The sequence below is a fragment of the Bacillus sp. AK031 genome (assembly GCF_053903065.1).
The window spans coordinates 476,794-490,051 of record NZ_CP096424.1 but is presented as its reverse complement, the minus strand read 5'-3'; the positions used below and the strand labels follow the sequence as shown (position 1 = coordinate 490,051).

Annotated in this window: 9 protein-coding genes, 1 pseudogene and 1 riboswitch; of the genes and pseudogenes, 1 reads left to right on the top strand and 9 read right to left on the bottom strand. The window is 35.5% G+C overall.

From position 1 onward, the window contains the following. Positions 1–24: 24 nt before the first annotated feature. Complete coding sequence (gene hpf, locus M1E09_RS02230) at positions 25–594, bottom strand: ribosome hibernation-promoting factor, HPF/YfiA family (RefSeq protein WP_456273275.1); 570 nt, start codon at positions 592–594, stop codon at positions 25–27. Between the two features lie 345 nt (positions 595–939). On the opposite strand from hpf, the gene M1E09_RS02225 reads away from it, so the two are divergent. Beyond that, positions 940–3,516 (top strand): EAL domain-containing protein, encoded by a 2,577-nt coding sequence (locus tag M1E09_RS02225; protein WP_456273274.1) that lies wholly within the window; start codon positions 940–942, stop codon positions 3,514–3,516. A gap of 652 nt (positions 3,517–4,168) precedes the next feature. Then, positions 4,169–4,254, top strand: a riboswitch (cyclic di-GMP riboswitch). Between the two features lie 1,017 nt (positions 4,255–5,271). On the opposite strand, the gene M1E09_RS02220 is transcribed toward M1E09_RS02225, so the two are convergent. The 8 genes and pseudogenes from M1E09_RS02220 to pseC all read right to left on the bottom strand — a co-directional run bounded on the left by M1E09_RS02220 (position 5,272) and on the right by pseC (position 13,240). Then, positions 5,272–5,472, bottom strand: coding sequence for a hypothetical protein (locus M1E09_RS02220; protein WP_148991997.1), 201 nt, complete (start codon positions 5,470–5,472; stop codon positions 5,272–5,274). Beyond that, positions 5,469–6,224: pseudogene (gene istB / locus M1E09_RS02215) on the bottom strand (IS21-like element helper ATPase IstB). The gene M1E09_RS02220 and the pseudogene istB overlap by 4 nt, the downstream one beginning before the upstream one ends. Next, positions 6,221–7,768 carry an IS21 family transposase gene (istA, locus tag M1E09_RS02210; protein WP_456273273.1) on the bottom strand — a complete coding sequence of 516 codons (1,548 nt, stop codon included), beginning with the start codon at positions 7,766–7,768 and terminating at the stop codon, positions 6,221–6,223. The pseudogene istB and the gene istA overlap by 4 nt, the downstream one beginning before the upstream one ends. A gap of 30 nt (positions 7,769–7,798) precedes the next feature. After that, on the bottom strand, positions 7,799–8,092 hold the full coding sequence (locus M1E09_RS02205) for a hypothetical protein (RefSeq protein WP_456273272.1): 294 nt from the start codon (positions 8,090–8,092) through the stop codon (positions 7,799–7,801). 708 nt (positions 8,093–8,800) lie between these two features. Next, on the bottom strand, positions 8,801–9,835 hold the full coding sequence (pseI, locus tag M1E09_RS02200) for a pseudaminic acid synthase (protein WP_456273271.1): 1,035 nt from the start codon (positions 9,833–9,835) through the stop codon (positions 8,801–8,803). A 16-nt stretch (positions 9,836–9,851) separates the two neighbouring features. Continuing rightward, on the bottom strand, positions 9,852–11,303 hold the full coding sequence (gene pseG / locus M1E09_RS02195) for a UDP-2,4-diacetamido-2,4,6-trideoxy-beta-L-altropyranose hydrolase (RefSeq protein ID WP_456273270.1): 1,452 nt from the start codon (positions 11,301–11,303) through the stop codon (positions 9,852–9,854). 17 nt (positions 11,304–11,320) lie between these two features. Then, positions 11,321–12,058 carry a cytidylyltransferase domain-containing protein gene (locus M1E09_RS02190; protein WP_456273269.1) on the bottom strand — a complete coding sequence of 246 codons (738 nt, stop codon included), beginning with the start codon at positions 12,056–12,058 and terminating at the stop codon, positions 11,321–11,323. Positions 12,059–12,067: 9 nt separating this feature from the next. Next, the gene (gene pseC, locus M1E09_RS02185; RefSeq protein WP_456273268.1) at positions 12,068–13,240 is read right to left on the bottom strand and encodes a UDP-4-amino-4,6-dideoxy-N-acetyl-beta-L-altrosamine transaminase; all 1,173 of its coding nucleotides are present in this window, start codon (positions 13,238–13,240) and stop codon (positions 12,068–12,070) included. Positions 13,241–13,258 lie beyond the last annotated feature (18 nt).

Sequence of the window (13,258 nt, the reverse complement as noted above, 5' to 3'; positions counted from 1 at the left end):
CTGCAGGATGCGACGTTCTCATTATTAGTTTGTTTCAATTAATCCGTATTTACCATCTCTTCGCTTGTACACAATGTTTGTAGCATCTGTTTCAGCATCCGTAAAGATGAAGAAACTGTGGCCGAGAAGGTTCATCTGAAGAATCGCTTCCTCGCTGTCCATCGGTTTAAGATTGAATTGCTTTGTTCTGACAACTTCATCACTGTCATCATCTTCGCGTGCCTTTTCATTCAGCTGGCTTGTTGTCAAACCTTCCTGGGCTGCGAAGAATTCTTTCGGGCTGCCTTTTTCACGCATTTTTCTGTTCACTTTTGTTTTATGTTTACGAATCTGCCGTTCTAACTTGTCTACGATCAGGTCAATAGCTGCGTACATATCTTCATGTGGTTCTTCTGCGCGTAGCACCAAGTGCGGCATCGGAATCGTCACTTCAACTTTTGTTCTCTTATCAGGATAAACCTTCAAATTAACATGTACGTCGGCATCAGGAGTTTCATTGAAGTAACGCTTCAGCTTATCAATCTTTTTCTCCACGTGTTCGCGAATCGCTGGAGTTACCTCAATGTTCTCGCCTCGAATGTTGTAGTTCAACATGTAAACTCCTCCTTTTAGATAAAGCTATGTTTATATATTTCTCTATTCCCTTTAATATTCCTTCTTAATCTTTCTAAAAATTTTGACGAATTTTCGAATGTCTTGTTGAAGGATTATAAAACAAGGAATAGAAGAAATATATTCTATTATTATTTTCTCATGTTTAGGAATAAAGCAGACGGGAAAAGGTTGTATTATTTGTGAACACCTTCACAAATAGTCATTTTTTTGAGGCAGAGGTGACTGTCACTTTAATTTTTTGATAATTTCGTCTTGTTTGTTCCATCCGGTACTTTTATACTATAGATACATCGAAAATTAACAATAATGAGGTGAAACCCAGGTATGGCTAGCATATTTACTGCTCTGAGAAAAAAACGTACTGCTTCAATATCTAAAAATCTAATCGACACGTTTCACTCTCCTAACTCCCACTTTCATTCATTGTTCGAGCATTTTCCCGATATTATTATAGAATTTGATCGTAACGGAAAGGTCATAACCACCAACAAAGCGACGACCACCATTTCCGGATACCAGCTTTCTGATATGAATAAGATGTTGACTGACTATACTCCACCAGAAGATAAAGAAAAAGTCAGGGAGCATTTTAACGCAGCAGTACAAGGAAGTGCACAGCAATTTTTATCAAAAGCATATCATAAGAGCGGGAAGCTATTAAATTTACAACTCACATACATACCTATTCAAAAAGACGACATTACGGTAGGTGTTTATGCGGTTATTCATGAGATCACCGACAAATATGAGCTTGAACAGGCTTTAAAGAAGAAGAGTGCAGAAATAGATAATGTGTGTGACAGTCTGAAAGCAGGTATTTGGGTTCAGGACATTAAAAAAAATATCATTACAGTATGTACAAAAGGAATAAGGGAAATATCGGAAATTAATCCTGCTGATATTGTAAACGGAAAAATCAGATGGAGAGATCATGTCCACAAAAACGACCTTGAAAACTATGATGCCATGCAAAATCAGCTTCAATCAGGACAGCCATTCAGTTATCAATACCGTATCATGACTCCTTCCGGAAAGATAAAATGGATTCAGGATCAGGCCCATCCTGTATTCAATGAAGATGGTCAATTTGTTGAAGCCCATGGAATTGTGTATGACATTACCAAAGACAAAGAATTGCTGGAGAAGGTCAATTACTTGTTTCATCATGATTCGCTTACAGGACTGCCAAATCGAAAAAAACTAGAGGCTGACATGAATTCCCTGATTGAAGCAGGAGAAAAGTTTGCTTTCATCTATATAAATTTTGACCGCATCAAATATATAACCGATACACTTGGTTCCACAGCAGGAGATGAAATAATAAAGCAAGTCGCCCAGAGACTTGAACCCTTCAATGAACAAGGAATGCTTGTTAGCAGAGTAAGCAGTGACGAATTCGCTCTTGTATATAAGAAACCCAATAATCTGGAAGACTTACAATGCATCTGTAAGAAAGCAATAGAGCAATTGAGACAGCCTTTTCAGACTGGTGAATTTGAGCTTTTCCTTACTGTTTCAATCGGTGCCAGTATCTACCCTTCTGATACTGACGAATTGAAATCTCTTTTTGAAAATGCCCATGCCGCCATTCTGCGTGCAAGGGAAAAGGGGAAAAACAATTATCAACTTTACTCACCCGAAAACAGCATAGATTCCTATAAAAGATTTACCCTTGAGAAGGATTTTCGCCATGCCCTTATCAATGGAGACTTGCAAGTACATTATCAACCCAGGGTAGAAATTAAGAACCAAAAAATTGTCGGAGCAGAAGCTCTATTAAGATGGGAGCACCCTGAATGGGGTACCGTTTCCCCAAATGAATTCATCCCTATCGCAGAAGAGAATGGCTTTATTATTGAAGTGGGACAATGGGTACTGGAAAGAGTTTGTGAAAAAATCAGAGATTGGAAGAAAAAGAAACTGCCGTCCGTCCCAATTTCTGTAAACTTTTCGCCTCAGCACTTTTTGGTTAAAGATTTGAAAATAACCATCGCCTCACTTTTAAAGAAATATTCTGTACCTGCTCATTTAATCGAACTAGAAATCACCGAGGCAGCATTTTTGCAAAACGAAGAAACAGTTATCCAAACAATAAAAGAGCTTCGTTCCATGGGGATTAAAATATTCATTGATGATTTCGGGATGGGCTTTACGTCCTTTTCATATCTAAGAGACTTGAATATTGACGGCATTAAGATCGATCGAACATATGTAAAGGAAATAGGCAAAAATGAAAAAAATAACATTATTGTTAAATCTCTATTAGATCTGTCTGAAGGGCTGAGTATGTCTACCATTGTGGAAGGTGTAGAAACGAAGGAACAATTGAACTTCTTGAAAAAAGTGAACTGTAAGCTTGTGCAAGGCTACCTCTACAGCAAGCCTGTTTCTTCTGCAGAGTTCATAGAGCTTCTGGGTAAGAAAGCACTCAAACCGTCAGATGCTCCATCAAAATCTCCTGAAAGAGATTTGAGGAACTTCTACCGTCTCCAATTAACCATTCCATTGGAAGGCAGAATTACCATCAAGAAGATCAATGATAAAGCTGTTTCTATAGGGAAAACTCCTGTAGTAGTGAATAATATCGGGCCGGGGGGATTAAGCTTTGTTTCCCACATCCAATTTCCAGTCAGAAAAGATATGCAGTTAGAACTCCATACAGAAGTGATGGGAAAACAGCTAATATGTCCAGGGCAAATTGTTTGGAAAGAAGAAACAGATAAAGAATTTTACCGCTACGGGGTTGAATTTTCCATCACGGAAGCACAAAGAGAGTATGTCACAAAGGTATTGAATCAATTAACGCTTGCACTAAAACAGAGTGCCATACCACCTCAAACCAATATCATTGAGGGAGATCCGGTGAAATTTTTGAAAAGTATCAATAATATTTCAAGTTAGTTCCTTTTTAGTAGGTTCCGAGAAATAAATAAATTGCTGTAAAAGCATTTCATATTATCCTAACTCGCTTTGTTTAAAAGTAAAATAATGTTGTTGTGGTTTAAAAGAGGACGTTGAATTTCCGTTCTAGATATGTGACTCTGCAGAGCGACAATTGAACCCTAGATTTGCCAACAAGGGGGATGTTCTAGTAGGTACGTAACCTTGGTTTCACCTGTCCTACTGCTCAAGTAGGTGTCTCATATCCCCCACTCCAATCAATTTACTGGAAGACTAAGAATCCTAAGAGTCTATACTCTACTAGGCTTAATAACTCACATTTACTGCAGAGCTGTTGATAGGCAGTTCAAGATCACATTGAAAGTTTCAATTTTTCACAAACCGATGAACAAATGATTCAACACAACAAAATCTTCCAGTAGCAGAGCCTATTATTTAAATCTAATAAAACTGAACTTAACATCTTATTCTTGATTTGTTAGTTGGAAATCACAGTCAGTATGCAGGGGGAATACCTGTCCAAACCTTTTTAGACATTTTCACAATCCAACTAATACAAATCATGAAGTTTTTGTAGTTTTTTGTTGGAAATTATTGAAAAATAGATGCCTTTTGTATTATTATTAAAATAGTTTTAAAAGTCTATTGACAATTCTGATAAAGGCAAACTTATCAAAAGGTAAGGACGCAAAGCTGCGGGTCTAAGGTTCTTTGAACTAAGATAGCCGGGCTGCCAAAAAGTTTTGAGATAAATAAATGTAATGGTTCGTTGAATATCCATTTCTTAAAGTTTATCCACCTTCTTTTTGGTGGACTTTTTTATTGTCAAAAAAGGGGAGGGAATAAATCTCTTCTAAAAAGCAATGATTGAGATTTTTTTGAATAAAGGTAAGCGAATTTATGTTTAGGGTAAAAGAGAGGTTGTAATATAGGTGAAACCTCCTAAAAAACTACAAGTATGTTATAAATGCAAGGCACAAAAGTCGACTAATGACTTTTATGAAAAAGGAAACCGTTTTATTAATTGTTCAGAGTGCAGAAAGGCCAGAGTCTACAGAAAAGTACACATGAAATATTGTGAGACATAAAAAGATTGAGGAGTTTATGTCTGGATATCGATACCCATACGATGTGGAATCTTCATCATAAATCCATGTTGCTCTTGCAATATTTACACAGAAAGGAAGATGTGAATAATGACCGTGTTATTTGGATCCGTAGAATATTTTGAAATAGAATTAGTTACTTACTTCAGCAAAGAAGAATTAAATCATTTGACTATTAGTCAAAAATTAGAAGTTACCTTTTCCACTATAAAAGACGATATATCGCATAATTTTATATGCAGTGATACCTTTCGGGAAGAATGCTTGGAGAATCTTACGGAGGCTTTTGAAAAAATTAGCAGCACTATGTGCGTTGTTAATTAAAGGCTTAGGAAATACATCAGTTTATTTGTGTACATTTACTAAAGACCCGAGACAACTATTGCTCTCGGGTCTTTTTGTTAACTTAAAAGCACAAGTACAGCATGTGGTTTTTTGACTGCCTGTCCATGGAGTGTCAAAGCCGTCTGGTTTACAAACCTTGGGCGCTGAGTATTGCGGACAGATTGAGCCATTAGTGCGGATATTTGAGCCACTGTTTGCGGTCAACTGAGCCATTAAGTGCGGGGGTGAGAGCCACTCTTATTAATGCAGCTAATAATATAAACAACCACTGGAATTTCACTTGCTCCAATGGTTGTTTATATTATTATTTGAATCTCTTATCTCTCAATTCCTGATCAATAATTTCAATAGCCCAACGAACCAATTCATCCTGATCTATATCTTCTTCATCGTTCCAAATGCAGGAGGGTAATAGTTTTTCCTCTACAGCCTGCTGTACCTTATCAGGTAAATACATATGCAAAAAATATCTAGCTATACGGTTTTCAACTGCTGGCGGAATCATTTAAATACCCGCAATCCATGGCGTTCCCTCATCGAAACTTCACCATCAACTAGAATCTTATATGAATCATGAACGATTCTGTCAAGAATCGCATCTGCTATTTGTGCCTGTCCCAGTTTGGAATGCCATCCCTCTGGTGAAAATTGAGAACAGAATATAGTAGAGGCTCTTTTGAGCCTTGCTTCAATAATCTCCAACACATGAAGTACATTTTCCTCTGACAGCTCTGTTAGTAGCCACTCATCTAGGATTAATAAATCAATCTTTTTGTACTTCTGAATTAACTTACGGAAGCTGCCATCTGCTTCATACTTTGCTACAGCTAATTCATCTAGTAATTCTGGTAACCTTATATATTTAACTTTATAAAATTGGCGACATGCATGTACCCCAAAGGCATTGGATATCCACGTCTTTCCGTTCCCAGAGGCGCCCATTAAAATGATGTTATGGTGATTTTGAAGGTAATTTCCTGTTGCTAACTCTAGTATTTGATTCTTATCTAAATTACGATCCGGATGATATTCGATATCTTCAATAGCTGCTGTTGGGTCGCTGAGTGTAGCCTGTTTAATTAGTCGTTCAAGTCGATTCGATTTACGTCTATCATATTCATAATCTACCAGGAGATTGAACCTATCATCAAAATCCATGTCCCTATAATCAGTATTCTGCTTTTGCTGCTGATATAATTAGGCCATCGCACCCATTTTCATTTCTACTAGTTTACGTAAAGTTTCTTGGTTCATTATTCTGTATCCCTCCCAAAGTATTTAGCTCCACGGACAAATCCATAGTCGTCAGATGTTGTGCGAGGTCTGTTAATATCCGTTTTTTTAGTTTGTTTTTTCTTCTTATTTCTTTCTACTACACTTTTAAAGACAGAAACCGTGGGGTTTGTTGAAATTTCAAGTAAGGTTTCTGTTGCTTTCTCTATTTCTTCATTTGGGTATTTCTTAGCTATATTCCTCAGTGTGCTAAGGCTATTTAATGCTTTTTTCTCTACATTCATTTCTAAGATATGAGAGACAAATTGAGTCATAGATGGTCCAATTGTTTCTGCCCACTTCCGGTTATTTTCTGGATTATGATCTAAATATAATCGGTGATTGTCAGGCATATGGTCTGGATTGGTCTCTAACTGGCCAATTTCACCATGTTGTCGTTTATGGGATGCAATCCGGACTTCTTTAAAGTAAACTTCAATTAAATCCGTGGTCAGTCGAACATCGACATTCTCTCGGACATAATCATATGGAACGGAATAATACATTCGATCAACTTGGATGTGGTAGTTCAGTTGAACTTTTGCTGTTTTCCATTCCGCAAGTTTATACCTTGTTTGAGGAAGCTGTTGAAGGTAGGATTTCTCTTCTTCCTCGAACACCTTTTTACGCGAACCAGGTCGCTTTTGAAATTCAGTGGTGTTGATTTCCTCTAACTTTTCAAAGATTTTCTGGTTTAAATCTTGAAGATGAAAACACTGATAGTTTCTTAGTGGAGCGATAATCTGCCTGGAAATATATCCAACAGTGCCTTCGACACTTGCTTTATCTTTTGGCCTTCTAACACGACTAGGAACAATGACAGTGCGATAATAATCTGCCAGTTCACGATAAGCTTCATTTAGAAGAGGTTCTTCACGATGTGCTTTCGTAACCCCTGTTTTTAAATTATCGGGAACCATTGTTTCAGGAACTCCATTAAAATACTCCAATCCATGAATATGAGCGATAAGCCAATTAGCTGATTTCATATCTAAAAAGGCTTCAACATAACTGAATTGACTATAGGGTAAGGTCGCAATAAAAACATACGCTGGAATCGTTTCTCCTGTTGAACGGTCATTAATCTTCAATGTAGTACCAGCCCAATCTACTTCCATCACTTCACCGGGTTTTCTGCGAATAGGCATGGTAAGTTTATACTTTTTCGCATATTTCCCATAGTTCTCACAAAAAGTACGATAGGCATATGGGATCTTTCCACCTTCACGTGCCTCTGTCGAATACTCATGATGCAATAGGGACAGGGTTACATTCTTCTTTTGGAGTTCCTTATGCACTCTTTCCCAATCAATTGGGAAGTACCCTTTCTCAACAGCCTGTTTCTCTGGGAAGAGAAACGCTTCTAGCCATGGGTTGGTCATGGTGTCATTCAAGCTTTCCACGCCAAGTTTTTTGGCACGTTGAATGACATCTGAAACTGTATTCCTTGAGTGCCCAGTGCTAGAACTAATCGTTCTTTGACTGACTTCTTCAAAGTGAAGTTCCAGAATCTTACGGTAATTAACCATAAAAAAGCCTCCTGTATAATAATGTCATGCTTACTGGCATGCAAGATAATTATACAGGAGGCCTTTCTCTATTCTATTTATAGTGGCAACGCATTCCGCAAAGGGTGGTGGCTCTTTTCTCCGCAATGACTGGCTCAAAACTCCGCATAAGTGGCTCATTTTCACTGCAATAATCAGGCGCTTCAGCACTTGTTTGACAATGTCTGCGTCCTCGATATGTAATATAGCTGATGAAGTTGTGTCCACTGAAATCTCTGAAACAGATAGAACATACTCCAGTCGGTTCTGGATGGCTCCAAGCCTTCTCAATATCTGGATAAACATTCATTAGCCTGATCAATTGAAAGAATAGGACTACTTTCACCTGCAATAATAATTCTATTACAATGACCGGAAAATTGCCCCAGGGGATTATTTCTCCTTCAGCTGCCTTAAAAAAGAGGAGACAGGAATAGTTTTAAACAACATTGCACCTATAGAATTTAATAAAAAATAAAATAGAGGCTAATGAAGTATAGAAAATTAAAACAAATATAGATCCCAAATATTCTTTTTGTTATTCGGGTTAACCCATAATGTCATCGAAGAACCTCGTCACAGATCCATGTAAAGAAAGTAAAGAGGGCAATCGAAACATACCCACAATTGTTTGAATTGTTGTTATTAAGTGGAGAATTCTAATAAAAAGCAGTTTGTCTTAAAGCTGAAATTCTATACTTGCAGTCGTTTGATTTGATTAATTGTTTTAGAAGTTTGGTGGGGGGATATTTTTCTTTAACTTTTAGGCATAAATATATATCTTCTCATTTTTTATGTGTTCTAATTAAATTTTGGCCTGAATGATCGAAGGTGAAATCCCTGTAAGCTTAACCTATATTGTTTAAACTGTATATCTCAGATCACTCTTAAATGATGTACAGTAAAGCATGGCGATATATGAAGGCAAGGATAAATTTAATAAGTCACTATTAATAAACTTATAAATTAGGTTAGTAACTTTTAAGAAAAACCCTCGCCTAATTATCTTTTAAATTATTTTATTATATCCCAACTTACTGGTGTCCCTTTTAGGATATTTTGTTTTGCCTTATTTCCAATCACTTTATTAGTATATTTAGGTTTCAACCCATAGCCTGGTCTAATTGACCTAACATTTTCTTCAGTAAGGATTTCTCCTTTTTGAACATCTTTTACAATAAATAATGAACGGGAAAACTCTCTACTTTTCTCTTTTTTCTCCGTAAGCTTATAATCAACACATCCCAAAGCCTTCTCTGCGTCCCTTACTGATTCCACCAGACACTTAAATTCATGTTTATCAAGTGAAAAGCTAGCATCTGGACCTCCAATACTTTTATCTAAAATAAAGTGCTTTTCAATTACTCTTGCTCCTAGAGCTACAGATACGATAGGGACTGTAACACCTAGTGTATGATCTGATAATCCTACTTCCACATCAAAGGTTTCTTTTAGGTTTTGCATTGTTCTTAGGTTAGCATCTTCGATTTTTGCTGGATATGAAGATGTACATTTTAATAAAATGATCTGATTATTTCCCACTCTTCTACATGCTTGTACAGCATCATCAATTTCACCTAAAGTTGCAATTCCAGTTGAGATTATTATTGGTTTCATTTTTGAAGCAACATATTCTATTAAAGGAATATCCGTTATTTCGAATGATGCTATCTTATAAGCAGGAACATTTAGACTCTCCAACATATCAACTGCCGTTTTATCAAACGGACTGGAGAAGCATATCAAACCTAGTTCTCTGGCATAATCCATTAATTCTTCATGCCATTCCCAAGGTGTATGAGCCTCTTTATAAAGGTCATGCAACGTTCTCCCATCCCATATTGTATCTTGCTTAACTTGAAAATAATCATTATTACAATCAATCGTTATAGTATCCGCAGTATATGTCTGGAACTTAATAGCATCTGCCCCAGCTTCTTTTGCAGCTTTTATTGTTTCTTTCGCAATTTTAATATCATGTCCATGGTTAGCAGACATCTCTGCAATTACGAATACTTTTTTATTTATGTCAAAATTATCGATAAGCATTTATAATTTTCCACCTCTATTTAATTGTGTAAATATACTTAAAAAAGCCACTAGTATTTTCATGAGAACTAAAACCTACATTTTCAAACAACTTTTTGGAGGCAAAATTTTCATTTGAGACATAGGCTATGATCTTTTTTAAATCATTTCTTTCCTCGCGAATTAATTCAATGCTTTTCTTTAGTAATTCTTTACTGAAGCCTTTTCCTGCAATTGACTTACCTAAACTAATACTTACAACTCCAGATTCACCCTCTATTTTATACCTTAACTGCCCAAGGAATTCCTCGGTATGATCTGTCACAACATAAAATACATCATTAGCGGAATTTATAATCCTCCGAAACCAAGCCTTGTGATCTTCCCAATTAATTTTTGATTTATTTATTGAGTGCTTTCTTACGTAATCCTCATTAGATAATTGAAACGCGGCAGAAATGTCTTCATCTTTCACTTTTCTTAAATAGTAATCTTTTTCCATAACCTCTCCCGATAAAATCATTTCAATAATTCGTTTACTCCCTAGTCCATCAGCTACTTCTTTAAATCGTTCTACCATCCTTATTCGAGTACTAAAATTCATAATATTCTCAAATTCAACAATTAACTTTTCACTTAAGCAAGTATCACTGAATTCAAGGGCTCTCTCGATCAAATTAAGATCAAATAAAGCACTAATATTATTTTGCTGATTTTCAATTACTTTTATTGGAATAAAAGGTGTTTGAGTAGCTAATAATTCATAGATAGTTTGCCCTGCAGCGGTTATCGCAAAATCAGATTTTAACATTATTGATTTCATTTCCTCAGCGGAAGCACTCTCATAGAAATTAATATTATTTAATGAGTAACTCTTTATTTCTTCAATATTATCAAATTCATTTCCTATCACTACATTAAAAGTAATATCTGAGTTTTTTAGAGCAAATTGTTTTAAAATGCTCGGAGTTAGATTGTGTAAATCTGACCCACCTAATGTTATCAGCACTTCTTTAACTTGCTGATTAACTTCTTTCCTTTTTATTCCTATAAAGGAGTTCCTCAAAATGATATATTTTGGACCAAGTAAATAGCAATTAGTATCATTCATAGGATACTTAACTACTTTTGTACTTAGAGATGGGTTAACTACAATACCTTTTGGATATTCAATCCTTCCAACATCATCAATAAATAGAGTTTTCCTTGCACAATTTGAAATAACTTGATATAAATTTTCACTAGCCAAGTAAGAGTCTACAATGCAGTAGTCGCTCTGTTTAATATAGTTGGTTAAAAATTCTTTTGACAACCAATTAACTATTTTGTATTTCTTATCTTTTAGAATTTCAAATCGAAACGTGTCACTATTAATAATGAATTCAACTTCAATCCCTCTATCCAACAACTCATCATATAAAGAGCTACACCTTGAGATATGCCCTAACCCTATTTGATTACCGCCTTCTGTGAAAATCAACACTCTCATACTTTTCACCCTTATGTTTAATTGATTTTCTTTTGCTCAATATGTGCATTGATTGTAAAAAGTTTTGGATCTTGCTTAAATATCTCAATAATATCTTGGAGATAAAAGTCATGTTTCCCTATATATAACCTATTATATATTTCATTTATTAGCTCAAAGTCCTCTTTGGTATCTAGAGTCCAACGATACTTTGAATAGTCAACATTATTTTTATAGTAATGTATTTTATTATTATTATTTTCATATACGTAAGGAGTAACGTGTTCTCTATGGTACTTTTCCTGTCCATTAATAAATGCATCTTCTAATACCTTAATAGAAAATACTTCTGTGTCTAAACCCCTAGGAAATGTTCTTTGACTTATATCTGACCCAGCATTGGTTACAATTGCACAACTTTCATTCAAATAATAATTAACTATTTTATCTATTACGTTTGGATCAATTACAGGACAGTCTGAAGTAATCCTTACAATAATATCAATATTGTTTTCTTTTGCAGCCAAATAGTAACGACTTAGAACGTCACCTTCACTACCCCTATATATTTTAGCATCATATTTAAGTGCTTCGTTTTCAATAACGTTATCTCTTTCTTGTACTGTTGTAGCAATAATAATCTCATCTATTAAATTAGATTGCTTAACTCTCTCTATGACATGCGATAATACAGTTCTTCCCTTTATATCCTTCATTACTTTTCCTGAAAGTCTTGTCGAGCCCATTCTTGCTTGTATAATAGCTGCAATTTTCATGTAATTACCCTACTTTCGATAAGTATTTATTACTTTATTTACAGCTGCTATTACATCCATTACATCTTCTTCTGTCATTGAAGGGAAAAGTGGTAGTGTTATGATTTTCTCATACAAATTTTCTGCATTTGGGCATATACCACGCTGATAACCCAATTGTGAATAGTAAGGCAGAAGATGAACAGGAATATAATGTACGTTCACACCTATATTTTCATTAAGTAAAGCTTTGAAAATTTCTTTTCTACTCCCAGAAAACTTTTCTAAATCTAAACGTATTATATATAAATGCCAGCTTGATGACCCGTACTGATTCTGATATGGTGTTTGAACTCCATTTATCCCTTTAAAAGCCTCATTGTATATTGATACATACTTCTTTCTTAAGTCAATAAAATTATCAATCTTCTTCAATTGACTAGTACCAAGAGCAGCTTGAATATCTGTCATTCGGTAATTAAAGCCTAAGAACTGCATTTCATAATACCAAGGACCATGGTTTTCAATTAACTTATCAGGTTCTCGTGTTATTCCATGGGATCTAAATTGTAATAGCTTTTGATAATACTCTTCATTATTAGTTGTTATAATCCCGCCTTCTCCTGAAGTAATATGTTTCACAGGATGAAAACTAAACATTGTCATATCACTTAATGAGCCTATCTTTTTACCTTTATAAGTCGCTCCCAAGGCATGTGCTGCATCCTCAATTACCACCAAATTATGCTTTTTAGCAAGTTGGTGAATTTCATCTAGAGCAACTGGCTGTCCAGTGAAATGGACAGGAATAATTGCTTTTGTGTTCTCGTTAATTAACTCTGCAACTTTTTTGGGATTAATATTATAAGTTTCGGAATCAATATCTGCAAAAACTGGCTTGCCACCTTGATAAAGAACACAATTAGAACTAGCAGCAAATGTCATCGGTGTTGTAATAACTTCATCTCCTTCACCAATACCTGCAGCAAAGCAAGCACCATGAAGTGCAGCAGTTCCATTCGAAAATGCAACTGAATACTTAGCACTGACGTAAGAGGCAACTGCTTTCTCAAACTCATTTACTGATGGTCCAGTTGTTAGATAGTCTCCTTTTAATACATTTACCACTGATTGAATATCCTCTTCATCAATCCATTGTCTCCCATATGGTAAGTAACTGTCTCTAAATGTCTTAGTACCCATATTAAACTTCCTTTCCAT